This window comes from Paraburkholderia sp. RHO2, assembly GCF_050955445.1.
Taxonomy (GTDB): Bacteria; Actinomycetota; Actinomycetes; order Mycobacteriales; family Mycobacteriaceae; genus Prescottella; species Prescottella agglutinans_A.
Map to the genome: position 1 here is coordinate 2,288,689 of NZ_CP162617.1, position 22,964 is coordinate 2,311,652.

At 68.5% G+C, this 22,964-nt stretch carries 22 protein-coding genes; 12 read left to right on the forward strand and 10 right to left on the reverse strand.

The features are described from left to right. Positions 1-6: 6 nt before the first annotated feature. The gene (locus ABTV10_RS10570) at positions 7-1,212 is read left to right on the forward strand and encodes a cation:proton antiporter (protein WP_499034578.1); all 1,206 of its coding nucleotides are present in this window, start codon (positions 7-9) and stop codon (positions 1,210-1,212) included. A gap of 15 nt (positions 1,213-1,227) precedes the next feature. On the opposite strand, the gene ABTV10_RS10575 is transcribed toward ABTV10_RS10570, so the two are convergent. Both ABTV10_RS10575 and ppgK read right to left on the reverse strand, forming a co-directional pair. Continuing rightward, positions 1,228-2,607, reverse strand: a complete 1,380-nt coding sequence (locus tag ABTV10_RS10575) for an RNA polymerase sigma factor (RefSeq protein ID WP_433612443.1) — start codon at positions 2,605-2,607, stop codon at positions 1,228-1,230. A 123-nt stretch (positions 2,608-2,730) separates the two neighbouring features. Continuing rightward, positions 2,731-3,495 carry a polyphosphate--glucose phosphotransferase gene (gene ppgK / locus ABTV10_RS10580; protein WP_499034580.1) on the reverse strand — a complete coding sequence of 255 codons (765 nt, stop codon included), beginning with the start codon at positions 3,493-3,495 and terminating at the stop codon, positions 2,731-2,733. Between the two features lie 113 nt (positions 3,496-3,608). Between ppgK and ABTV10_RS10585 the strand changes: the two genes are divergently transcribed. After that, a complete protein-coding gene (locus tag ABTV10_RS10585; RefSeq protein ID WP_499034582.1) occupies positions 3,609-4,505 on the forward strand; it encodes an inositol monophosphatase family protein in 897 nt (298 codons plus the stop codon). A 22-nt stretch (positions 4,506-4,527) separates the two neighbouring features. Here ABTV10_RS10585 and cei read toward each other — a convergent pair whose 3' ends face one another. Continuing rightward, positions 4,528-5,211: an envelope integrity protein Cei gene (gene cei / locus ABTV10_RS10590; RefSeq protein WP_499034584.1), complete on the reverse strand. Its 684-nt coding sequence runs from the start codon at positions 5,209-5,211 to the stop codon at positions 4,528-4,530. A 480-nt stretch (positions 5,212-5,691) separates the two neighbouring features. Between cei and ABTV10_RS10595 the strand changes: the two genes are divergently transcribed. Next, a complete protein-coding gene (locus tag ABTV10_RS10595; RefSeq protein ID WP_031939713.1) occupies positions 5,692-5,994 on the forward strand; it encodes a DUF4193 domain-containing protein in 303 nt (100 codons plus the stop codon). A gap of 18 nt (positions 5,995-6,012) precedes the next feature. On the opposite strand, the gene ABTV10_RS10600 is transcribed toward ABTV10_RS10595, so the two are convergent. Next, positions 6,013-6,525, reverse strand: coding sequence for a DUF3093 domain-containing protein (locus ABTV10_RS10600; protein ID WP_499034585.1), 513 nt, complete (start codon positions 6,523-6,525; stop codon positions 6,013-6,015). Between the two features lie 25 nt (positions 6,526-6,550). Between ABTV10_RS10600 and dut the strand changes: the two genes are divergently transcribed. Both dut and ABTV10_RS10610 read left to right on the forward strand, forming a co-directional pair. Further along, a complete protein-coding gene (dut, locus tag ABTV10_RS10605; RefSeq protein WP_499034586.1) occupies positions 6,551-7,087 on the forward strand; it encodes a dUTP diphosphatase in 537 nt (178 codons plus the stop codon). Between the two features lie 4 nt (positions 7,088-7,091). Further along, positions 7,092-7,958 (forward strand): DUF3710 domain-containing protein, encoded by an 867-nt coding sequence (locus ABTV10_RS10610; protein ID WP_499034587.1) that lies wholly within the window; start codon positions 7,092-7,094, stop codon positions 7,956-7,958. A 12-nt stretch (positions 7,959-7,970) separates the two neighbouring features. Here ABTV10_RS10610 and ABTV10_RS10615 read toward each other — a convergent pair whose 3' ends face one another. Continuing rightward, positions 7,971-8,678, reverse strand: coding sequence for an alpha/beta fold hydrolase (locus ABTV10_RS10615; protein ID WP_499034589.1), 708 nt, complete (start codon positions 8,676-8,678; stop codon positions 7,971-7,973). A gap of 160 nt (positions 8,679-8,838) precedes the next feature. Here ABTV10_RS10615 and ABTV10_RS10620 point away from each other — a divergent pair, with 160 nt between their 5' ends. Then, a complete protein-coding gene (locus ABTV10_RS10620; RefSeq protein ID WP_499034591.1) occupies positions 8,839-9,216 on the forward strand; it encodes an OB-fold nucleic acid binding domain-containing protein in 378 nt (125 codons plus the stop codon). Positions 9,217-9,319: 103 nt separating this feature from the next. Continuing rightward, entirely contained in the window at positions 9,320-10,012 is a 693-nt protein-coding gene (locus ABTV10_RS10625; RefSeq protein ID WP_499034593.1) for a DUF3159 domain-containing protein, read from the forward strand. Here the strand turns inward: ABTV10_RS10625 and ABTV10_RS10630 are convergent. Together ABTV10_RS10630 and ABTV10_RS10635 are read right to left on the reverse strand one after the other, a co-directional pair. Beyond that, positions 9,989-10,645 carry a potassium channel family protein gene (locus ABTV10_RS10630; RefSeq protein WP_433612462.1) on the reverse strand — a complete coding sequence of 219 codons (657 nt, stop codon included), beginning with the start codon at positions 10,643-10,645 and terminating at the stop codon, positions 9,989-9,991. The two genes, ABTV10_RS10625 and ABTV10_RS10630, sit on opposite strands and share 24 nt — an antisense overlap. Before the next feature lie 54 nt (positions 10,646-10,699). Next, complete coding sequence (locus ABTV10_RS10635; protein ID WP_433612464.1) at positions 10,700-11,365, reverse strand: potassium channel family protein; 666 nt, start codon at positions 11,363-11,365, stop codon at positions 10,700-10,702. Between the two features lie 189 nt (positions 11,366-11,554). On the opposite strand from ABTV10_RS10635, the gene ABTV10_RS10640 reads away from it, so the two are divergent. From ABTV10_RS10640 to ABTV10_RS10655, 4 genes are all read left to right on the forward strand, one after another. After that, positions 11,555-13,549, forward strand: coding sequence for an APC family permease (locus ABTV10_RS10640; RefSeq protein WP_499034595.1), 1,995 nt, complete (start codon positions 11,555-11,557; stop codon positions 13,547-13,549). Positions 13,550-13,556: 7 nt separating this feature from the next. After that, positions 13,557-14,822, forward strand: a complete 1,266-nt coding sequence (locus tag ABTV10_RS10645) for a class I SAM-dependent RNA methyltransferase (RefSeq protein ID WP_499034597.1) — start codon at positions 13,557-13,559, stop codon at positions 14,820-14,822. Between the two features lie 178 nt (positions 14,823-15,000). Continuing rightward, positions 15,001-15,483, forward strand: coding sequence for a MarR family winged helix-turn-helix transcriptional regulator (locus ABTV10_RS10650; protein ID WP_433612470.1), 483 nt, complete (start codon positions 15,001-15,003; stop codon positions 15,481-15,483). Further along, entirely contained in the window at positions 15,480-17,063 is a 1,584-nt protein-coding gene (locus tag ABTV10_RS10655) for an MDR family MFS transporter (protein ID WP_499034600.1), read from the forward strand. Before ABTV10_RS10650 ends, ABTV10_RS10655 begins: the two co-directional genes overlap by 4 nt. Here the strand turns inward: ABTV10_RS10655 and ABTV10_RS10660 are convergent. The 3 genes from ABTV10_RS10660 to glsA form a co-directional block, all read right to left on the reverse strand. After that, the gene (locus ABTV10_RS10660; protein WP_499034601.1) at positions 17,060-17,890 is read right to left on the reverse strand and encodes an ABC transporter permease; all 831 of its coding nucleotides are present in this window, start codon (positions 17,888-17,890) and stop codon (positions 17,060-17,062) included. The two genes, ABTV10_RS10655 and ABTV10_RS10660, sit on opposite strands and share 4 nt — an antisense overlap. Then, positions 17,887-18,876, reverse strand: coding sequence for an ATP-binding cassette domain-containing protein (locus ABTV10_RS10665; protein WP_499034602.1), 990 nt, complete (start codon positions 18,874-18,876; stop codon positions 17,887-17,889). The genes ABTV10_RS10660 and ABTV10_RS10665 overlap by 4 nt, the downstream gene beginning before the upstream one ends. A gap of 140 nt (positions 18,877-19,016) precedes the next feature. After that, positions 19,017-20,840, reverse strand: a complete 1,824-nt coding sequence (gene glsA, locus ABTV10_RS10670; RefSeq protein ID WP_499034604.1) for a glutaminase A — start codon at positions 20,838-20,840, stop codon at positions 19,017-19,019. Between the two features lie 158 nt (positions 20,841-20,998). Between glsA and dxs the strand changes: the two genes are divergently transcribed. Next, the gene (dxs, locus tag ABTV10_RS10675; protein ID WP_499034606.1) at positions 20,999-22,942 is read left to right on the forward strand and encodes a 1-deoxy-D-xylulose-5-phosphate synthase; all 1,944 of its coding nucleotides are present in this window, start codon (positions 20,999-21,001) and stop codon (positions 22,940-22,942) included. Positions 22,943-22,964 lie beyond the last annotated feature (22 nt).

A 22,964-nucleotide genomic window follows, 5' to 3' on the forward strand; every position in this document is an offset into this window, starting at 1 on the left:
CGCGCGATGACTGGCACGGCACTGGCACTCGTCGAACTCGGCGCTGTCTTCTTCACGCTCGGTGTACTCGGTCGACTGGCCGGACGCATCGGCATGTCACCGATCCCGCTGTACTTGATCGGCGGCCTGTGCTTCGGCGAAGGCGGCTTCATCCAGCTCGGCGACATCGGCGAGTTCAGCCATCTAGCGAGCGAGATCGGGGTCGTCCTGCTCCTGTTGCTGCTCGGCCTCGAGTACACGGCGTCCGAGCTCGTCACCGGACTGAGGAGATCCTGGCTCGCCGGCGTCGTCGACATCGCACTGAACGCGGCGCCCGGCGCGATCCTGGCGTTCATGCTCGGATGGGGTCCGGTCGGCGCGCTCACGCTCGGCGGCGTCACCTACATCTCGTCGTCCGGCATTGTCGCGAAAGTACTCGGCGATCTCGGTCGTCTCGGTAACCGCGAAACACCGGTGATCCTGTCGATCCTCGTCTTCGAGGATCTCGCGATGGCGGTGTACCTGCCCATCCTCACCGCCGTACTCGCGGGCGTGAGCTTCCTGGGCGGGCTGCAGGCCGTGGCGATCTCGTTCGCGGTCATCACCGTCGTCCTCGTCGTCGCCCTGCGCTACGGCAGCGTCGTCTCCGCGATCGTGGACAGCACCGACCGCGAGGTGTTCCTCCTCAAGCTTCTCGGCGCGGCACTGCTCGTCGCCGGCCTGGCCTCGTCGCTGCAGGTGTCCGCGGCGGTCGGCGCGTTCCTGCTGGGGATCGCGATCTCCGGGTCCACCGCCCGGAACGCGACGCGGCTGCTCGAGCCCCTGCGCGACCTGTTCGCCGCGATGTTCTTCGTCGTCTTCGGGCTCAACACCGACCCGACGACCATCCCACCGGTGCTGCTGCCCGCGATCGGCCTGGCGGTCGCCACCACCGCCACCAAGGTGCTCACCGGATGGTGGGCCGCCGGACGGCAGGGGGTCGGCGTGATGGGCCGCGCCCGCGCGGGTGCGGCATTGATCGCCCGCGGCGAATTCTCGATCGTCATCGCCGGTCTGGCCGTCTCCGCCGGTGCGGTGGAGGGGGAGTTGGCGGCGCTGGCCACCGCGTACGTGCTGCTGATGGCCGTTCTGGGGCCGGTCGGCGCCCGCGTGGCCGAACCGGTCGTTCGGCTGTTCCAACCGCCCCGACCACAAGAGGAAGGGGCCCCGAAGGACCCCTTCCTCACGAACTGACGGACTACGCGGCCTCTAGTCGAGGTAGTCGCGCAGCACCTGCGAACGCGACGGGTGGCGCAGCTTCGACATCGTCTTCGATTCGATCTGGCGGATGCGCTCGCGCGTGACGCCGTAGACCTGGCCGATTTCGTCTAAAGTCCGCGGCTGGCCGTCGGTCAGACCGAAGCGCAGGCGCACGACGCCGGCCTCGCGCTCGGACAGCGTCTCGAGCACCGACTGCAGCTGATCCTGCAGCAGCGTGAAGCTGACGGCGTCGACGGCCACGACGGCCTCGGAGTCCTCGATGAAGTCGCCGAGCTGGCTGTCGCCCTCGTCGCCGATCGTCTGGTCGAGAGAGATGGGTTCACGCGCGTACTGCTGGATCTCCAGCACCTTCTCCGGCGTGATGTCCATTTCCTTCGCGAGTTCCTCGGGCGTGGGCTCGCGGCCCAGGTCCTGCAGCAGCTCGCGCTGGATGCGGCCCAGCTTGTTGATGACCTCGACCATGTGGACCGGGATACGGATCGTGCGGGCCTGGTCGGCCATCGCGCGGGTGATCGCCTGCCGGATCCACCACGTGGCGTACGTCGAGAACTTGTAGCCCTTGGTGTAGTCGAACTTCTCGACCGCGCGGATGAGGCCCAGGTTGCCTTCCTGGATCAGGTCCAGGAACGCCATGCCGCGGCCGGTGTAGCGCTTGGCCAGCGAGACGACCAGACGCAGGTTCGCCTCGAGGAGGTGGTTCTTGGCGCGGTTGCCGTCGCGGGTGATCCAGTTCAGGTTCCGGCGATCGGCGGGGGAGGGCTTCTCGCCCTTCTCGGCCATCTCCTGCATCTTGAAGGTCGCGAACAGGCCGGCCTCGATGCGCTTGGCGAGCTCGACCTCCTCCTCGGCGTTGAGGAGCGCGACCTTGCCGATCTGCTTGAGGTACGCGCGTACCGAGTCGGCGGACGCGGTGAGCTCGGCGTCCTTACGGGCCTGACGGAGGGCCTCGGACTCCTCCTCGTCCCAGACGAAGTCGCCGGACGCCTTGTCCTTTTCGGACGGCTCGGCGGTCTCTTCCTCGTCGTCCTCGACGACGACGTCCTCGACCTCTTCCTCGACCAGGTCACCGTCGGCGACGTCGAGATCGGCCATGTCGATGTCGTCGTCCTCGACGATGTCGTCGCCGGCCTTGGCGGTCTTGCTGGTGGCCTTCTTGGTGGCCTTCTTGGCGGCCGTCTTCTTCACGGCCTTCTTGGCAGGGGCCTTCTTGGCGGCGGCCTTCTTGGCAGGCGCCTTCTTGGCGGCGGCCTTCTTCGCAGGGGCCTTCTTGGCGGCGGGCGCGCTACCGGTAGTCGCCTCGGCAGTGGATGCAGGAGTCGCTGACTCAGGTGTGGAATCGGCGGTCTGACGCGTATCGGTGGCTGCCACGTACGCCCTTTCGTGACGGTGTCGTGCGGCGTCACGCCAGAGTGGATTTCCGGCGGAGAGGTCTGTCGGGTTTTGCCGACTCACAGTCGGCCGCCATCCATTGTAACGACAGCTTCGAAATTGTTACGGAGCGATGCCCGTTTCCTGCCGGTTCGCGGCGCACAGCGCGGCGCCGACGATGCCTGCGGTGTTGAGCAACGCTGCAGGAACGACCGGCGTGCGGTTCTCCAGGCGGGGAATCCACTTCTCGTGCTTGCGGCTGATGCCGCCGCCGACGATGAACAGATCCGGCCACAGCAGATCCTCGAACCGACACAGGACCCGCGTCACCTCCGCCGCCCATTCCTTGTACGACAGCCCCTTGGTGTCCTTCACCGACGAGGCCGCCCGGTGCTCGGCCTCCTGCCCATCGACCTCCATGTGCCCGAACTCGGTGTTCGGGAGCAGGACGCCGTTGTGGATGATCGCGGACCCGATGCCCGTCCCGAACGTCAGCAGCACGACGACGCCGTCGACGTCCTTGCCGGCGCCGTAGCGGTCCTCGGCGAGACCGGCTGCGTCGGCGTCGTTGAGGACCGTGACGTCACGACCGCCGAGGGCGCGCGAGAACACCGCCTGGGCGTCCGTCCCGATCCACGACTTGTCGATGTTCGCGGCCGTGCGGGCGATGCCCGAGGTGACCACACTCGGCAGCGTGATGCCGACCGGGCCCTCCCATCCGGCGCGGGCGACGATTTCCGCGACCGTCACCGCCACGGCTTCGGGAGTGGCGGGACGCGGCGTCTCGATCTTGATCCGGTCCTCGACCAGTTCGCCGGTGGCGAGGTCGACGATCGCGCCTTTGATGCCGCTGCCGCCGACGTCCACACCGAACCCGTGCGCTCCCACAATCGGCTCCTTCCGCGAGATGACTGTCTGCGCCGAAACAGTAGTTGGTTTCGGGTCGTTCAGCTTTGCGATACCGGTGGTGTGGGGTCGTCCGGGTGTGGTGCGATACAGGCATGCGCGCCACTGACATCCCCGCCTCCGACCATGCCACCTCCACCGACCCGCGTGTGCTCCGCGATATCGCGGTCACCGTCGCGGAAGCGGCCGCTGCCCTCGTCCGAGTGCGGCGCCCGGAGGTGTTCGGGGTCATGGGAGCCGAGTTGCACGCCACCGACGGCGGATCCGTGCAGGCCAAGAGCACCCCGACCGACCCGGTGACCGTCGTGGACACCGAGGCCGAGCAGCTCATCCGGGCACGGCTGGCCGAACTCCGTCCACACGACGCCGTCCTCGGCGAGGAGGGCGGTGGCGAGGTCGGCGTCGAGGGAACCCGCTGGGTCGTCGATCCGATCGACGGAACCGTGAACTTCCTGTACGGCATCCCCGCCTACTCGGTGTCGGTCGCCGCCCAGATCGACGGCGTCTCGGTCGCGGGGGCGGTGGTCGACGTCGCCGGCGGCGTCACCTACTCCGCCGTCCTGGGTGGGGGCGCGGCGTTCACCGACGCGAACGGCGGCGCCGGTGTGCTGTCGTGCAATCCGGTGACCGACGCGTCGTTCACGCTGCTCGCGACCGGGTTCGGCTACAGCGCGCCGCGCCGCCGCGCGCAGGGGCGGATCATCGGCGAGTTGCTGCCGCACGTGCGCGACATCCGGCGGGTCGGCTCGGCGGCCCTGGATCTGTGCATGGTGGCGTCGGGACGGGTGGACGCGCACTTCGAGCACGGACTCAACCCGTGGGACTGGGCGGCGGGCGCCCTCATCGCGACCGAGGCCGGCGCCCGTGTGCACCTGCCCGCGCCCGACACGCGCAGCGCCGCAGGCGAGGTCGTGATCGCGATGGCACCGGGGATCGCGGACGAATTGGAGTCGGTGTTCCGGTCCGCGGGCGTGTTCGACCCGGTGCCCTGAGTCCGGACGCTCGAACGCGTCCTCAGCAGCGGGCGGTCCGGGCTGCGCTCAGCAGGCCCGGATCGAGCGGTGCGGGGGTAGTCCCGGGAATCGGGTCCTTGAGTGCGTTGAGCACCTCCTCTGCGTCCGCGTTCGGCGTCACGCTCTTGGCGAAGTAGGTGCCCAGCGCGAGGTCGACGGTGTCGTCGGTGCGGCCGTCCTGGATGAGCTCGGCGCACGGCGCGATCAGCCAGAGCGCACTCGCGGCGGACAATCCGTTCGGTCCGAACCGCAGCTGCCCGTGGCACTGCAAGTTCTGGTCCACGTACACCGGGTCGTTGCCGACCTGGGAGTCGGGTGCCCCCGCGAAGCCGTAGTCGCGCAGCTCGTTGGCGACCTCGGCGGCCTGGCCGCGTTCGCCGTTCGCGTTGTAGACGCGGACCTTGGTCGCCGACAGCGGTGCCGGCTCGACGTCGAGGAGGGTGTTGCGGCTCACCTTCTCGCCGAGCGGCTGCGGTGTCGGCGCGTCGGGTGACTTGGGCTGCACCGGGGGATTGCAGTCGACGGTTGTCGCGTAGACCTCGGGTTCGGTGAGGATCCGGGTCCACAGCACGATCCCGAGGAGTGCCAGGACCGAGATGAGGGCGATCACCGGGACGGCGCGGCGGCGTCGGAACGGGCGTCCTTGGTCGTCGGTCGCGCTGCCATCGGTGATCAGTGAAACCACGGTGTGTCGACCTCCGTTGCCGAGCGTGCGGCAGTGATCCGCAGGAAAAGAGTTGGTGTGGTTCCGGCCACGTCTGTCTTGTCGCCGCCGTCCCGCAGCCAACTGTAGATCCCCGGCCGGTAACCGTGCCGCACGTGGCCCGTCCAGGAATGTCTCGGGTTGCTGTGCAGTTGGTGACGATTGACGGACAGTTTCCGACAGTGTCCGGTTCGGTTGCCACTTTTCCCGACGCGTCGGCTATTGTCTGGCGGCCCCAGTCGTGAGAACACACGATTTCGAGAGGGTCCGGACGGAATCGAGAGTGAGGTGTAGGTCATGTTTTCCGGAGGGTGTTTCGGGCACTTCCGGGTCGACTGAGGCGTTGTTACTGCCACAGGAATGGATCTACATCACTGTCGGTTTCCCATGGATCGCCGCAACCTATCGGTTTCGGCGGCCCGGGCACCGGGGATACACGCAAGAGGACGAGGGGAAGAGGAAATGGCAACCGACTACGACGCACCCAGGCGATCGGAAACCGACGAGGTTTCCGAGGATTCGCTCGAAGAACTGAAGGCACGACGCAACGAGGCGCAGTCGGCGGTCGTCGACGTGGACGAGTCCGACACCGCGGAGTCGTTCGAACTCCCCGGCGCGGACCTTTCCGGCGAGGAACTGTCGGTGCGGGTGGTGCCCAAGCAGGCGGACGAGTTCACCTGCTCGAGCTGCTTCCTGGTTCACCACCGCAGCCGCCTCGCGAGCGAGGAGAACGGCGTCATGATCTGCATGGACTGCGCGGCCTGACTCGTCGGGCAGAACGGACTAGCCCTTCGGGGCGGTCCCTCGGCCGACGGCGGCCAGCAGTTCGGCTGGCCGCCTCGTGCTGACCAACCAGTACGGCGTGGGGTCCTCGGGATCGTCGAGGACGATGAGGACGGTGTCCTTGATCCATGACCGATTCTGAACGAAGGCCGCCGGATCGAGCTGGCGGCCCATCGCCGCGCTCTTCGCGGACGGCGGAATGGCCGCGGTGCGCGCGATCACGGACAGCGGCAGATGGGCCCGGCCGACCCTGAGCTCGGCGGCGGGACCGTCGAAAACCTCGATCCGGTGCCGGGAGACCCACAGCAGGGCCCACACCGGGAACGGGAACAGCAAGACGTACGGAAGCCAGGCGCGGACACCCGGGGAACCCATGTGGATTTCCGCGGCCAGCAGGCCGGCGATGAGCAATCCGGCGGGCCACCACCACAGCGGAACCCACAGGCGCTCCGAATAGATCGGCACTCGGGGGCTGTCGGGCGTGGTCGCGGCGGGCTGAGACGATTCGGACACGTATTCCAGAGTAGTCTCGGTGCACGTGAGCGATCTTCCTGCCATCGCGCTGAAGCGACTGGACCCCGGTATCCCGCTGCCGCGACGGGCCCACGACGGCGACGCCGGCGTCGACCTGTGCACCACCACCGACGTCACGATCGAGCCCGGACGGCGGGTTCTCGTCGGCACGGGCATCGCGATCGCGCTGCCGATCGGCACGGTCGGCCTGATCCATCCGCGTTCCGGACTCGCCGCCAAGACCGGTCTGTCCGTGGTGAACACTCCCGGCACGATCGACGCGGGCTACCGCGGCGAGATCAAGGTGTGCCTCGTCAACCATGACCTCGAGACCCCGATCGAATTGCGCCGCGGCGACCGCATCGCGCAGTTGGTGGTCCAGCGGGTCGAACTCGTCGACTTCGTGGAGGTCGATTCCCTCGACGAAACCGTCCGTGGCGCAGGTGGTTACGGATCCAGTGGGGGACATGCGAGCCTCGTGACGCACAATGCCGATCAGGATTTCGACGGTACGGAAGGCCGCCCGCACGAGTTGACGAGGCTGCCGAGGGAAGGGGCCTGATCACATGTTCGGACGTCGCAAGAAGAAGGACGCAGCTGCCGCGGAGGACGCGGCGCTCGTCGACATGGAGATCGACACCGACGAGGACTACGACGAGGACGTCGAGTTCGACGGTCCGTTCGGCGGGGTAGAGGGTGGCCCGTTCGACGCCGGCGACCTTCCCGAGGACGTCGAACCGGCGGCGACGCGGCTCGATCTCGGTTCCGTTCTGCTGCCGATGCCCGACGGCGCCCAGCTGCAGGTCGAGATGTCGCCGGAGGGCACGCCGCAGGCCGTCCACCTGGTGACCCAATTCGGCCGCGTGACGGTGTCGGCGTACGCGGCGCCCAAGTCGCCGGGCCAGTGGCGCGAGGTCGCGTCCGAGCTGGCCGAGTCGTTGCGCGGCGACAATGCGGAGGTCAGCATCGAGAGCGGGCCGTGGGGCCGTGAGGTGATCGGAGTGACCGCGAACGCGGACCTCCGATTCATCGGTGTGGACGGGCCGCGCTGGATGATCCGCTGCGTCGTGGCCGGACCGTCCGGCAACGTGGCAGCCGGTTCGCCGCTGGTCGAGATCGCCCGTGGCGTCCTGCGCGACACGGTCGTCAACCGCGGCACCGAGCCGCACCCGGTGCGGACGCCGCTCCCTGTGGTGCTGCCGCAGGCCCTCGTCGAACAGCTCGTGGCGGTCCAGCAGCAGCAGCTCGCGGCCCAGCAGCAGGCGGTGCAGGAGCAGCTGGCGGCCCAGCAGCAGGCCCAGCAGCAGGCGGCTCAACCGCAGGCCCAGCAGCCCGTGGCGGACCAGCAGCCGCAGCCGGGCCAGGCCGGCAACGGGTCCGAGCCGCCGCGGCGCGGCGAGTCGGGTTCGGCGATGCAGCAGCTCGGACTCTAGGGTCCGCTGGCCCTACCAGGCGATCCGGTCGAGCGCGTCCAGGCAACCTCGACCGAGGGCGCCGGGATCGTCCCCGATCTCGTCGAGCGTCAGCTCACTCAATTCCGCCTTCGGCAGCGTCGCCGCCCACTCCTTCGCGACCGTGAAGGGGTGGACGGCGTCGTCGACGGCGGCCGCGATGCCCACCGGGCACTGGATGCGCGCCAGCGTCGCCGCGTCCGGTGCGTGGTAGCCGGCCGCCTCCTCGAGCGCCGACGGCAGGTGCGGCCACTGGGCCCGCCACGATCGTGCCAGTTCGTCGGCGAGCCACGGCGGGCTCGAGGCGGTCATCTCCGCCGTCACCGCGTCCAGCCCGTGAGCGCGTAACTGCGTGGCGGTGAACGTGGCGCTCGCGGCCGCCGGCGCATGTGTCGGCGAGCCCGTCCACGCGGGCAGCGCGGCCAGCACCGCCTCCACCCGGTCCGGGTTCGCGGCCGCCCACTCGAGCGCGACGGCGGCGCCGATCGACACGCCTCCCACAAGGATTCGGCCGTGCGTGTCCGCGGCTCGGTCCATCGCCTCCCGGTAGCTGTCGACCACCCGTCGCGGGTCCGGTTCGACGGCGATCGTCTGCACTCCCACCTGCGTCAACGCGGCACGGAAGGCGCGGTCGACGAAGTCCGCGTCGGACCCGGTGCCGGGGAGGGCGACGGCCACTGCGGGCCACGTTCGTTGCTGCATGAGTCGATCTTGCACTGCGGCGTCCCGACCGGTCCCACACGGCTGTGGTTGTCAGGTCACTTTGGGGTTACAGTGGCCATCGAGGGCCCGACTACGGGCCCTCGTGCAAGCCTTATCGTGCGGCGCAAGACCTGCGCCGCCATTTGTCCAGGAGCGCGCTATGGCCCCCGCCGCGGCAGGTTACTTTCGCCGGCTGACTCGCAGACTCACCGAAGATCTCGAGCAGCTGGACGCCGAGGAAATGGTTGAGACCGCGCAGGCATCGGGCGCAAAGCGCGCCTGTGACTGCTCGCGCGGTGAGGAGGTCACGATCCTCGGGCGCCTGCGCAGCGTCGAGGCGTGTCCCAAGTCCGCGAACGCATCCGTTGAGGCCGAGTTCTTCGACGGAACCGATCCCGTCACGCTGGTCTGGATCGGTCGCCGACGCATTCCCGGCATCGAACCGGGAAAGACGCTGATGGTGCGTGGGCGCATCGGCGATCGCGGCGGCCAGAAAGTCATCTTCAACCCGTACTACGAGCTCCGCGGCGATTCGTGATCGGTGGCCCCCTCGCCGCCGGTGACCGTTCGTCGGCGCGCACCGGGGGCCGACGTCGGATCGGTGTTGACGGCTCGCCGTCGGAGTATGGCAATCTCGTCGAGTGACCGAAACGAAGCAGCAGACCATCCTCGAACAGCTCGGTGGACTGAGTGGGCTGGTCTACTCGTCGCTGCCGGTCGTCGCGTTCGTTCCCGCGAACAGCCTGTGGGGCCTCGGACCGGCCGTGTGGATCGCGCTGGGTGTCGCCGCGGCCATCCTCGTGTGGCGCATCATCCGTCGCGGGCCCATCCAGCCGGCCATCTCGGGATTCCTCGGCGTCGGGGTCTGCGCCTTCATCGCCTACCGCACCGGTGATGCGAAGGGCTACTTCCTCTTCGGCATCTACACGAGCCTGGTGTACGCGGCGGCCTTCGTCGTCTCGATCCTCGTTCGGTGGCCCCTCGTCGGTGTCGTCTGGGGCTACCTCAACGGCCACAAGAACGCGTGGCGGGCCCACAAGAGCGCGGTGCGCGCCTACGACATCGCCACCGTCGCGTGGGCGGTGGTGTTCGGTGCCCGCTACCTGGTGCAGTCCGAGCTCTACGACGCCGACCAGACGGGATGGCTGGCGGTCGCCCGCATCGGCATGGGGTGGCCGCTCACCGGCCTGGTGCTGCTCGTGACGATCTGGGCGGTTCGCCGCGCGGACCGAGTCGTCGAGCCGGCGCCGTCCCCCGCAGAACTCGAGCAGGTCGAGGGCGCAGGGGACGGCACGGCGGACCGGCCCGACTCAGATGTCGATCGCGGCGCGTAGCTCGTCTTCGACCTCGACCGAGGCGACGAACAGCAGTTCGTCGCCACCTTCGACCGGATCGTCCGGCTGCGGGACGATCACGCGTCCGCCCCGGATGATGGTGACCAGCGCCGCATCCCGCGGCAACTGGATCTTGCGGACCGGCTTGCCCGCGAGGGGCGTGTTGTCGGGCAGGGTGATCTCCACGAGATTCGCCTGACCCTGGCGGAACGTCATCAGCCGCACCAGATCGCCGACGGTGACAGCCTCCTCGACGAGCGAGGCCAACATGCGGGGTGTGGACACCGCGACGTCCACGCCCCACGACTCGTCGAACAGCCACTCGTTGCGTGGGTCGTTGACGCGGGCCACGACGCGCCCCACGCCGAACTCGGTCTTCGCGAGCAGGCTCACCACGATGTTCGCCTTGTCGTCGCCGGTCGCGGCGATCACGACGTCGTAGCTCTCCAACTGGGCGGCCTCGAGCAGGCTCAGCTCGCACGCGTCGGCGTGCACCCACTCGGCCTGGGGGATGACGTCGGGTTCGACGTGTTCGAGTTTGCGTTCGAGCAGCATGACGTGGTGGTCGCTGCGGACGAGTTCACGGGCGATGGAGCGGCCTACGGCGCCGGCTCCTGCGATGGCCACTCTCATCGGAGGTATCCAATCGGGTAGTCGATCGAGAAGGAAGTCATGACCGGTGCGTTGTCAGTCGTCGGACGGGGGCGGGTTCCCCGCGAGCGCGACGGCCTCGGCGACGGTCCCCGACACGGCGGCGACGTACACCAGGTCCTGGGACTGGATCACCGTCTTACGGTCGGGGAGGATTCCGGTCCCGAATCGGATGATGAACGAGACGCGCGACGACGTCGCCTCCTCGAGTTCGGTGACGGTGCGGCCCACCCAGTCCTCGTGCAGCGACAGTTCGGTGACCACGACCGTGCCCGACGGATCGCGCCACTTCGCCATCTGATCGTCCTGTGCGAGTGCGAGCATGAAGCGGTCGGTGGTCCACGGCACTGTCGCGATGGTGGGGATTCCGAGGCGCTCGTAGACGGCGGCGCGCTTGGCGTCGTAGATCCGTGCGACGACCCGTTCGACGCCGAAGGTCTCGCGCGCGACACGCGCGGAGATGATGTTCGAGTTGTCGCCCGACGACACTGCCGCGAACGCCTGGGCGCGCTCGATGCCTGCCCGGACCAGCACGTCGCGGTCGAATCCCATGCCGACGACGGTCGTGCCGGTGAAATCGGGTCCGAGGCGGAGGAAGGCGCTCGCGTCGCGGTCGATGACAGCGACCTCGTGGCCGATCCGGCTCAGTGCGGTAGCGAGGGACGAGCCGACCCGGCCGCATCCCATGACGACTACGTACACCCGTCACTCCGTTCCTTGCTCAGCGGCCGACGGGGTGCCGCCGGCATCGAATCGAACCGTACAGCTCCCACGAGGAAGAGCAAGCAGCCACCGCCGAACGGTGGACGCCCGCGGGCGATCGGCACACCGAGAATCGCTGTGGGGATGCCCTGATGTGGTGTGTGGCCGGGGACGGCTTACGCTTTGTCGGTGTCGAAGCTTTCCACCGCTGCGAAGCGGCTGATTTTGGGGCGACCGTTCCGAAGCGACAAACTCGGACACACGCTTCTCCCCAAGCGGATCGCGCTACCCGTTTTCGCCTCGGACGCGATGTCGTCGGTGGCGTATGCGCCGGAAGAAATCTATCTCGTGTTGTCGGTCGCGGGCATTTCCGCGTACGCCTTCGCGCCGTGGATCGGTCTGGCCGTCGCGCTGGTGATGGCCGTGGTCGTCGCGAGCTACCGACAGAACGTGCACGCCTATCCCTCCGGCGGCGGCGACTACGAGGTCGCGACCGTCAACCTGGGGCCGAACGCCGGGCTGACCGTCGGCAGTGCGCTGATGGTCGACTACGTCCTGACGGTGGCCGTCTCGATTTCCTCGGCGGCGTCGAACATCGGGTCGGCCGTGCCGTTCGTGGCCGAGCACAAGGTTCTGTTCGCGATCGCGGCAATCGTGCTGCTGACCGCGGTGAACCTGCGCGGCATCCGGGAGTCGGGGTCGGCGTTCGCGATTCCGACCTACGCGTTCATCGTCGGCATGCTGGTGATGCTGGTGTGGGGCTTCGTCCGGATCTACGTCTTCGGTGACGACGTGCACGCCGAGTCCGCCGGGTTCACCCTCAATGCGGAGGACGCACAGCTGCACGGCATCGCGTTCGCGTTCCTCATCGCCCGGGCGTTCTCCTCCGGCTGTGCGGCCCTGACCGGTGTCGAGGCGATCAGCAACGGTGTGCCGGCGTTCCGGAAGCCGAAGTCGCGCAACGCCGCGACGACGCTGCTGCTGCTCGGGACCTTCGCCATCACGCTGCTGATGGGCATCATCGTCCTCGCCCAGAAGATCGGCGTCGTGTACGCGCACGATCCGGCGGTGCAGCTGGGCGGAGCGCCCGCGGACTACCAGCAGAAGACGCTCATCGCGCAGCTCGCCGAGGCGGTGTTCTCCGGATTCCCCATCGGCTTCTACTTCATCGCGACCGTCACCGCGCTCATCCTGGTGCTCGCCGCGAACACCGCGTTCAACGGCTTCCCGGTGCTCGGCTCGGTCCTCGCCCAGGACCGTTACCTGCCGCGTCAGCTGCACACCCGCGGCGACCGCCTCGCGTTCAGCAACGGCATCCTGTTCCTGTCGGGTGCGGCCATCGCGTTCGTCGTCGTCTTCGGCGCCGAGGTCACCAAGCTGATCCAGCTCTACATCGTGGGCGTGTTCGTCTCGTTCGTGCTGAGCCAGACCGGCATGATCCGGCACTGGACCCGGCACCTGAAGGCGGAGACCGATCCGGCGCAGCGCGCACGGATGAAGCGTTCCCGGGTGATCAACTCGATCGGTCTGGCGATGACCGGCGCGGTGCTCGTGATCGTCCTGCTCACCAAGTTCGCGGCGGGCGCCTGGATCGCGATCGTCGCGATGGTCGCGATCTTCGTGGTGATGAAGTCGATCCGACGCCACTACGACAGCGTCGCGGCCGAGCTCGACGAGCAGGAGTGGGACGGCGTGCTGCCGAGCCGGACCCACTCGATCGTGCTCGTGTCGAAGATGCACATGCCGACGATGCGCGCTCTCGCCTACGCGCGCGCCACGCGTCCGGACACGCTCGAAGCCGTCACCGTCAACGTCGACGAGCCCGACACCCGGGCCCTGGTCCGGGAGTGGGAGAACAGCGACATCACGGTGCCGCTCAAGGTGATCGAGTCGCCGTACCGCGAGATCACCAAGCCGGTGCTCGACTACGTGCGCCGGGTCCGGCGGGACTCGCCGCGCGACGTCGTGACGGTGTTCATCCCGGAGTACGTCGTCGGCCACTGGTGGGAACAGCTGCTGCACAACCAGAGCGCACTGCGGCTGAAGAGCCGGCTGCTGTTCCAGCCCGGCGTGATGGTCACGAGCGTGCCGTGGCAGCTCAGTTCGTCGGAGAAGGTCAAGCGCGAGCGCGTGGACAACGCGCCCGGCGCGATCCGTCGTGGTTTCGATGTGGAAGGCAAGTGACCGGTAGGTGAGCGAGAACTGGACCGGACGTCGGCTCGAGGTCGACCTGGGCAACCCGGGCCACGGCGGTTTCTGCATCGCCCGACACGAGGGCCGGGTGCTGTTCGTCCGGCACGGGCTGCCGGGTGAGAAGGTGATCGCCCACGTCACCGAGGACCGCGGTGGATCGTTCTGCCGCGCCGACGCCGTCGAGATCGTCGAGGCGTCCCCAGACCGTATCGACCCGCTGTGCCCCATCTCGGGTCCCGGCGGCGCCGGGTGCTGCGACTACTCGCACGCGACGCTCGCCGCGCAGCGGGGGATGAAGTCCGCCGTCGTCGCCGAACAGCTGCGTCGGATCGCGGGTGTGGACATCGACGTCGCGGTCGAGTCGTTGCCGGCCACCGGCGACGGCACGGGCTGGCGCACCCGGGTTCGGCTGGCGGTGGACTCGGCGGGACGTCCCGGCTTCCATCGCTTCCGCAGCCTCGACATCGAGACCTTCCTGGCGTGCCCGCAGATCGACCCCGCCGCCTACACGGGGCTCGCCGAGCGGTCGTGGCATCCGGGTGCGGAGATCCAACTGGTGCTGGACTCGGCAGGCGAGCGGCACGTGGTGGAGATCGCGCCGCCCAAGGTGTCGCGCACGGGCCGGCGCAGTCCGGGCCGGCGTGGGGCGACCGCGCGGCGGGCAGCGTCGGCGGGCAGTCGCGCCGAACACGTCGTGATCGGTTCGGGCCGGCCCGTCGAACGGGTCGGCGATCGGGCGTGGACACTGTCGGCGACCGGCTTCTGGCAGGCGCATCGCAGTGCCGCCGAGACGTATTCGTCGGTCGTGGGGGAGTGGGCGCAGGCGTCGAACGGCGCGAACGTGTGGGATCTCTACGGCGGTGTCGGGGTGTTCGCGGCCACCCTGGCCGACCAGGTGGGCCCGTTGGGCCGGGTCGACTCGGTGGAGTTCTCGCGCCAGGCCGTGGCCGACGGTGCCGCGGCATTGCAGGATCTGCCGCAGGTGTACCTGCATGCGGCGCGCGTCGAACGGGCACTGCAGGGCCTGCCGACCCCGGAGGTCGTCGTCCTCGATCCGCCGCGCGCGGGCGCCGGCCGGGACGTCGTGGCGGCCGTGACGGCGGCCGGACCGCAGCGGATCGTGCACATCGGGTGCGACCCGGCCTCGTTCGCGCGCGACGTCGCGCTCTACCGCGAGCACGGCTTCCGGTTGGCCCAGGTTCGGGCCTTCGACGCCTTCCCGCTCACGCACCACGTGGAGAGCCTCGCACTGCTCACGCGCTGAGCGCTGTGAGTGGACCTCGACACACCCTGCCGCCGGCACCGCTCGTATTTGCCCTGGTCAGAGCCCTCGAAGTTCGGTATGTCGGATTTGTGAAGTAATTGCTTGACGCACGCAACTATGTGTATCGTTGCGTTCTGCAAGTAATTCTTCAGGTCTATTCGAGGATTCGGGGTATCCGATGGCTGTCCAGGCCGATACCGCGCAGGCCCTGGTCGACGCGATCTTCCTCTTCGGCCGCTCGCTACGGAATGCGATCGCGAGTGCAGCGGACGACCCGATCGCGCCGGCTCTGGTCGCCGTGTTGGTCGCCCTGTCGGCTCGGGGCCCGTGCCGCCAGAACGAACTCGCCTCCGCACTGTGCGTGAGCCAATCGGCGCTCAGCCGGCAGATGACCGAGTTGGTCGACGCCGGCCTCGTCGAGCGGCACGCCGACCCGGACGACAAACGGGCATTCCGCGTCCAGGTCTCGGAGCGAGGGCACGACGCGCTGCGCATCACGCAGGAGCGCAGGTCGGCGCGTTTGCGAGACATGCTGGGCGGCTGGAGTCAGGACGAGGCGGCGGTGGCGTTGACCACGATCGAACGTCTCACCGACTCGCTCACCGCGCGCTCCGAATCCTCGCCGCTACCAGCCGATCAATGTGGGAGAGCACTTCGATGACGACATCTGTGGGGGAGAGTCGGGCAGGCGCCGACCAGGGGGCGATGACCCATCGCCAGATCCTCGAGGTCCTCGCGGGCCTCATCGCGGCGCTGTTCACCGCGCTGCTCAGTACGACCATCGTCTCGACGGCACTGCCGACGATCATCGGTGACCTGAAGGGTACGCAGACGCAGTTCGCGTGGGTCATCACGACGGCCCTGCTCGCGAACGCGGCGTCGACCCCGATCTGGGGCAAACTCGCCGACCTGTTCAACAAGAAGATGCTGGTCCAGACCGCAATCGTGATCTTCGTCGTGGGCTCGGTCATCGCCGGCTTCGCCCACAACGTCCCGGTCCTGCTCGCGGCGCGCGTGGTGCAGGGCATCGGCATGGGTGGCCTGACCGCTCTCGTCGTCGCGATCATCGGCAGCATCATTCCTCCGCGCGACCGCGGTCGCTACTCCGGCTACATGGGCGCTGCGATGGCGGTGTCGATGTCGGGCGGGCCGATCCTCGGCGGTGTGATCGTCGACAGCCCGCTGGGCTGGCGCTGGTGCTTCTTCGTGTGCGTCCCGTTGGCCGTGATCGCGCTGTTCCTGCTGCAGCGCACGCTGCACATCGCGACGGAGCGCAAGGGCGACGTCTCCATCGACTGGTGGGGCGCGATCCTGCTGACCGCGGGTGTCAGCGTCCTGCTGATCTGGGTGTCGTTCGCGGGCAAAGCCGACTACTACGGCTGGATCTCCAAGGAATCGGCGATCTACGTCGGTGTCGGTGTCCTGCTGCTGATCGCGACCGTGATCGTCGAGGCGAAGGTCAAGGCGCCGATCATCCCGCTGAACATCATCACCGAGAAGACCACCGGCATCGCGATCATCGCGTCGATCGCCGTCGGTGTCGGCATGTTCGGTGCGACGACCTTCCTCGGTCAGTACTTCCAGACCGCACGTGGCTACAGCCCGACGATCGCCGGTGTGCTGACGATCCCGATGGTGGTCGGCATGCTGATCTCGTCGGTGGTCTCGGGCCAGCTGATCTCGCGCTTCGGCAAGTGGAAGCCGTTCATCGTCGGCGGTGCGCTGCTGCTCGTCGTCGGTTTCGCGCTGCTCGGCACGATCGACCACGCAACGAGCCTGTGGCTGATCGGTGTCTACATCGCGATCGTCGGCATCGGTGTCGGCAGCCTGATGCAGAACCTCGTGCTGGCGGTCCAGAACACCGTGAGCGTCGACAACATCGGCGCGGCGAGCAGTTCGGTTGCGTTCTTCCGGACCTTCGGTGGCGCCATCGGCGTCTCGGTGCTCGGATCGGTGCTCGCGACCCGGGTCGCGACCCTGTCGGCGGAGGGGTTCGCGAAGCTCGGCATCGACACCAGCTCGTCCGGTGGTGGCGGCAGCCTCGACCTGAACGCGCTGCCGGCGCCCATCGCGGAGGTCATCCGTGTTGCGTACGGCGACGCGACGGGTCTGCTGTTCGCGATCGCGGCCGGCGTCGCGGTGATCACGCTGGTGTGTGTGATCCTGGTCCCGAACACGCCGCTGCGGAAGACCATCGACATCCAGAAGCCCGCCGCGGAAGGCGAGCAGGACGAGGTCTAGGTCTTGCGGTTGTAGAGCCGCATCGTCAGCGGGCCGAAGATGACGATGAACCCGGCGCACCAGATCAGCACGACGGACAGCTGACCGAACTCGAAGGACCCCGTGGAGAGGGCCCGCAGCGCCGTCACCAGGTGGCTGATCGGGTTGACGTCGACGAACGCCTGCAGCCAGCCCGGCATCGTCGACGGGTCGACGAAGATGTTGCTCGCGAACGTGAGCGGGAACAGGATGAACATCGAGACGCCCATCACGGCCTGCTCGGTACGCAGCAGCATCGCGAACATCGTCCACACCCACGAGAGGCTGAACGAGAACAGCAACAGCAGCAGCACCGAGGCGACGACGCCGACGACGCCGCCGGCAGGACGGAAGCCGAGGATAAGGCCGAGGACGAGCACGATCACCGACGCGATGGTGTAGCGCACGATGTCCCCGAACAGTGCGCCGACCAGCGGCGACGGCCGCCAGATCGGCAGCGAGCGGAAGCGGTCGAAAACGCCCTTCTCGATGTCCTTGTTGAGGGTCAGACCCGTGTACATGGTGATCATCACGACCGTCTGCACGAGGATGCCGGGGATGAGGAACTGGACGTAGGCGCTGGTCGATCCGGCCAGCGCGCCGCCGAACAGGAACGTGAACATCAGCGTGAACATGATCGGGAACATGGTCACGTCGAACAGTTGCTCCGGGACGTGCTTGATCTTGAGCAGGGCGCGCCAACCGAACGACAGCGACGTCGAGAGCGCATTCGGACGGGCCGGGCGCGGTCCGGGCATCTGGAGGACGTTCCCGACCGCCTGGGCCGAGGTGGTGATGGTCTCGGTCATGACGTGGTCTCCTCGAGTTCGGTTGTGTCCTCGGTCGTTTCGGCGCTGTGCCCGGTGAGGGCGAGGAACACCTCGTCGAGGCTGGGCTGGCCGAGGGCGAACGTGGTGACGGCGAGGTTCTCGTCGTCGAGGGCGGCGAGTGCGCGCGCCACCCGTTGCGGATCGTCGATACGCGCGGTGAGCGCGGCCGGGTCGGATTCGAGCGTGACGGGAACCCCGAGGACCGGTTCGAGGATCGCGGCGGCGTGCTGGCGGCGCGCGGGTTCCGCGACACGCACGTGCAGCGCCCCGGAGCCCACCGACGCCTTGAGCTCACCGGTCGTGCCCTCGGCGATGACCTTGCCGTGGTCGATCACGGCGATCCGGTCGGCCAACTGATCCGCCTCGTCCAGGTACTGCGTGGTGAGCAGCACCGTGGTGCCGCCGGCGACGAGGGCCCGGACGATCTCCCACACCTGGTTGCGGCTGCGCGGGTCGAGTCCGGTGGTCGGCTCGTCGAGGAAGATCAACTCGGGTGTCACGATGATGCTCGCGGCGATGTCGATGCGTCGCCGCATGCCGCCCGAGTACGTCTTGACCTGGCGTCCGCCGGCCTCCTCGAGTCCGAAGGCGTCCAGCAACTGTTCGCACCGGGACCGGGCCGCGGCCCGTGAGTACCCGTACAGTCTCCCCAGCAGGATCAGGTTCTCGGTGCCGGTCAGGTCCTCGTCGAGGGATGCGAACTGCCCGGTCAGCGACACCTTGCTGCGCACGGTCTCGGCATCGGCGGTGACGTCGTGGCCGAGGACGCGCGCGGAGCCTCCGTCGATGGGGAGCAGCGTCGCGAGCATGCGGATCGTGGTCGTCTTGCCTGCGCCGTTGGGTCCGAGGACGCCGTACACGCCGCCGGACGGCACCGCCAAGTCGACGCCGGCGACCGCCGTGTTGGAGCCGAACCGCTTGATCAACCCGGTGGTCTCGATGGCCAATGCGGTGTCAGGTTTCATCTGGTCCCCGTCGTCCCGGTGTGAGTGATGTCGCAAACTAGACGGTCCCAGCCTGAAGGATCGGCGGAGGCGGCGCAATCCGTTTTCCCCCTTCCTGGGGGAGCGTTTTACTCCACCTGGGGGAGGTTGCCGGGGCGCGGTCAGAGCCGTCCGTGCTGCTCGAACGTGCGGAGCAGCATGTCGAGTTGTCCGTACGCCGCCATGGCCAGCCGTTCGAGCAGTGCCGACTTGATCTCCGGCGCCGCGGACGTGAGCCGGGCGAAACCGTCCGGCGGAAGCAACGCGAGGGTGACCGTCGTGTCGGCGCGCACGTCGTTGAGGAATGTCGAATCCAGCAACGTCGGCATCTCGCCGAAGGTCATCCCGGCCGACAGGGTGGTGATGCGGTGGACCGTGCCGTCGGCCGATGTCACGGTGGTGCTCGCGCGACCCGACAGGATGAGGAAGATCCCGGCTGCGGGCGCGCCTCGCCGGGCGATCGTCTCGCCGCGGGCGACGGTCCGCTTCTCCAGTTCGTCGGTGAACCGCTCGAACTGCTCCGGTGTGAGATCCGCGAGCAGCGGGTGCTGTTCCAGCTCGACGGATTCCGCTTGCCTGCCTGTCGAGCAGTGCCGCGCGAGCAGGACCTCCTCGCACCACTGGGTCGCCGCATCCAGGTCGGCGAACACTCGACCGTTCGGGTCGTCCGGCGTCAGGCTCGACGTCGTGTGACCGAAGAGCCCGTTCGGATCCACGAGCGCGGTCCGGCAGCCGTGCCGGGCGAGGTCGGAGCGCAGTGCCTCGATCATCCGGCGCGCGACATTGCCGACCTCGTCGACGCGTCGGACGTCGACGACGACGGCCTCGAGTTCGTCGCGTCCGCCGTCGATCTCCCGGACCGCGGTCTCGGCGCCTGCGAACAGCAGGTCGCCGTGGAGTTCGTAGACGCGGGCGCGGTCGCCGACCCGGTCGAGGGTGGCCCGCTCGGCGTCGGTGCGGCGGGTCCGGGACGGTGCCGATCCGACGCTGTAGCGGGCGCGGATCGCCGACCGGGCGGCACGGGTGACGTGCAGGAAGTGCAGTTCCAGATCGCGGGAGAGTTCCCGGCACGCCAGCACGCCGCGGACGCTGTTGCCGTGCCGGTCCAGGCGCGGCGAGTAGACCGCGATCCCCAGCTGTCCGGGCAGGACCGCCAGCACGCCGCCGCCGACGCCGCTCTTGGCCGGCATACCCACCTCGGTGACCCATTCGCCGGCGGCGTCGTACATCCCGCAGGTCGTCATGACGCTGAGGACCCGTTCGACGAGCGCCGGATCGAGCACCCGGTCGCGGGTGACGGGATTGATGCCGTTGTTCGCGAGCGTCGCGGCCATCAGCGCGAGGTCGCGGGCGGTGACGTCGATCGAGCACTGTCGGAAGTAGAGGTCCACCGCCTCGTCCGGGTTGTCGGCGATGACGCCGAACGAGCGCAGCATGTACCCGATCGCGCGGTTGCGGTGTCCGGTCGTCGCCTCGGATGCGTACACCGCTTCGTTCAGTGTCAGCTGCCTGCCGGCGCAGCGGGAGTACAGCGACCGGATCCGCCCGAATCGGTCCTCCGGACCGGACCCGGCGACCAGCGAGGCGGACGTGATGGCGCCCGCGTTGATCATCGGGTTGCGGGGCCGCTCGGTGTCCGGGTCGAGGCTGATCTCGTTGAACGGCTCGCCCGATGGCTCGATGTCGATCTTCTCGCCGACCGCGTCCACCCCGCGATCGGCGAGCGCCAGCGCGTACGTGAACGGCTTGGAGATCGACTGGATGGTGAACGGCACGCCGGTGTCGCCCACCTCGTACACGTGCCCGTCGCTGGTGGCGACGGCGATGCCGAACCTGTCCGGGTCGACCGCGGCGAGCTCCGGGATGTAGTCGGCGACCTCGCCGCCGTGGTCGCCCCGGACCACGTCGAACACTCGGGTGATGAACTCGTCGACCACGTTGCCCATGGAGCAACAGTAGGATGAGCGAACAGTCTGCGATGTGCAATCGGGCACGCACGGGTGTGCTCGGATCCGATGCCGAGGGGCATCGTGTCCGGTCGCTCCGTAGACTTGTCGGGCTGTCACGGGACAGCCCGTGAATCTTGCTGGAGGGAGCGATCTCGTTGGGTGTCCTTGCCCGCATCCAGACGCCTGACGACCTGCGTCAGCTCGATCCTGAGGAGATGAAGGAGCTCGCCGCGGAGATCCGCGAGTTCCTCGTGCAGAAGGTGTCCGCGACCGGCGGCCATCTTGGTCCCAACCTCGGTGTCGTCGAACTGACGCTTGCGCTGCACCGGGTGTTCGATTCCCCCTCCGATCCGATCATCTTCGACACCGGCCATCAGGCCTACGTCCACAAGATCCTCACCGGCCGCAAGGACGAGTTCGACTCGCTGCGCAAGCAGGGCGGGCTGTCCGGCTACCCGTCGCGCGCCGAGAGCGAGCACGACTGGGTCGAGTCGTCGCACGCGTCGGCCGCACTCTCGTACGCGGACGGCATGGCCAAGGCGTTCGAGTTGTCCGGCCAGCGGCGCCGTCACGTCGTCGCCGTCGTGGGCGACGGCGCATTGACCGGTGGGATGTGTTGGGAGGCGCTCAACAACATCGCCGCCGGCAAGGATCGTTCGGTCGTCATCGTCGTCAACGACAACGGCCGCTCCTACGCGCCCACCATCGGCGGCCTGGCCGACCACCTCGCGTCGCTGCGCCTGCAGCCGGGCTACGAGCGGATGCTCGACAGCGGCCGGCGGATGGTCAAGAAGATGCCGTGGGTGGGGCGTGCCGCCTACCAGTTGCTGCACGGGATGAAGGCGGGCCTCAAGGACGCCGTCAGCCCGCAGGTGATGTTCACCGACCTCGGCATCAAGTACCTCGGCCCCGTCGACGGGCACGACGAGGTCGCGATGGAGTCGGCGCTGCGCCGCGCGAAGGCGTTCGGCGGACCGGTGATCGTGCACGCCGTGACCCGCAAGGGCATGGGGTACGCGCCCGCCGAGAACCATGTTGCCGACCAGATGCACGCGACGGGGGTGATCGATCCGCTCACCGGCCTGTCCCGCGGGACGTCCGCACCGGATTGGACGTCGGTGTTCTCGGCGGAGCTGATCGAGCAGGCCGAGCAGCGTGACGACATCGTCGCGATCACCGCCGCGATGCCCGGCCCGACCGGGCTGGCCGCGTTCGGCGAGCGGTTCCCGGAGCGGATGTTCGACGTCGGCATCGCCGAGCAGCACGCGCTCACGTCGGCCGCGGGTCTCGCGCTCGGCGGCATGCATCCGGTGGTCGCGATCTACTCCACGTTCCTCAACCGCGCGTTCGACCAGCTGCTCATGGACGTCGCGCTGCTGAAGCAGCCGGTCACGATCGTGCTGGACCGCTCGGGCATCACCGGTGCGGACGGCGCGAGCCACAACGGGATGTGGGACCTGTCGCTGCTCGGGATCATCCCGGGCATTCGGGTGGCCGCGCCGCGCGACGCCGCGACGCTGCGCGAGGGGCTGCAGGAGGCCCTCGCGGTCGACGACGGGCCGACGGTGATCCGCTTCCCCAAGGGCGCGGTCGGCGACGACATCCCGGCCTCCCGGCGACTCGACGGCGTCGTCGACGTGCTGCGGATGCCGGAGGGCGATCGGGGTGATGTCCTGCTCGTGGCGGTGGGCTCGTTCGCCGGTGTCGCGTTGGAGGCGGCTGAGCGGCTGGCCCAGCACGGCATCACCGCGGCGGTCATCGACCCGCGGTGGGTGCTGCCGGTCCCGGAGTCCGTGGTCAAGCTGGCCGAGAACTTCCGGATGGTCGTCACGGTCGAGGACAACGGTCTGCACGGCGGCATCGGTTCCACGGTGTCCGCGGCGTTGCGCGCGGCCGGCGTCGACGTCCCGTGCCGGGACCTCGGTGTGCCGCAACAGTTCCTGGACCACGCGTCGCGCGACCAGATTCATCGCGAACTCGGATTGACCGCGCAGGACATCACCCGTCAGGTCACGGGCTGGGTGGTCGGCCTGGACCGCGCCGACACCGGCGGCGGCCTCGACAAGGGACTCGACAAGTCGAACCCGAGCGTCGGGTAGCGACGCGGGCGGAACGGCCCGT

What these genes read in the sequence shown, in the direction of transcription:
- ABTV10_RS10650 (WP_433612470.1), top strand. Translation starts at nt 15,001, where the DNA reads ATGGCTGTCCAGGCCGATACCGCGCAGGCCCTGGTCGACGCGATCTTC.
- ABTV10_RS10630 (WP_433612462.1), bottom strand. Translation starts at nt 10,645, where the DNA reads ATGAGAGTGGCCATCGCAGGAGCCGGCGCCGTAGGCCGCTCCATCGCC.
- ABTV10_RS10620 (WP_499034591.1), top strand. Translation starts at nt 8,839, where the DNA reads ATGGCCCCCGCCGCGGCAGGTTACTTTCGCCGGCTGACTCGCAGACTC.
- ABTV10_RS10665 (WP_499034602.1), bottom strand. Translation starts at nt 18,876, where the DNA reads ATGAAACCTGACACCGCATTGGCCATCGAGACCACCGGGTTGATCAAG.
- ABTV10_RS10615 (WP_499034589.1), bottom strand. Translation starts at nt 8,678, where the DNA reads ATGCAGCAACGAACGTGGCCCGCAGTGGCCGTCGCCCTCCCCGGCACC.
- ABTV10_RS10595 (WP_031939713.1), top strand. Translation starts at nt 5,692, where the DNA reads ATGGCAACCGACTACGACGCACCCAGGCGATCGGAAACCGACGAGGTT.
- ABTV10_RS10655 (WP_499034600.1), top strand. Translation starts at nt 15,480, where the DNA reads ATGACGACATCTGTGGGGGAGAGTCGGGCAGGCGCCGACCAGGGGGCG.
- ABTV10_RS10660 (WP_499034601.1), bottom strand. Translation starts at nt 17,890, where the DNA reads ATGACCGAGACCATCACCACCTCGGCCCAGGCGGTCGGGAACGTCCTC.
- ABTV10_RS10570 (WP_499034578.1), top strand. Translation starts at nt 7, where the DNA reads ATGACTGGCACGGCACTGGCACTCGTCGAACTCGGCGCTGTCTTCTTC.
- ABTV10_RS10610 (WP_499034587.1), top strand. Translation starts at nt 7,092, where the DNA reads ATGTTCGGACGTCGCAAGAAGAAGGACGCAGCTGCCGCGGAGGACGCG.
- glsA (WP_499034604.1), bottom strand. Translation starts at nt 20,840, where the DNA reads ATGGGCAACGTGGTCGACGAGTTCATCACCCGAGTGTTCGACGTGGTC.
- ABTV10_RS10585 (WP_499034582.1), top strand. Translation starts at nt 3,609, where the DNA reads ATGCGCGCCACTGACATCCCCGCCTCCGACCATGCCACCTCCACCGAC.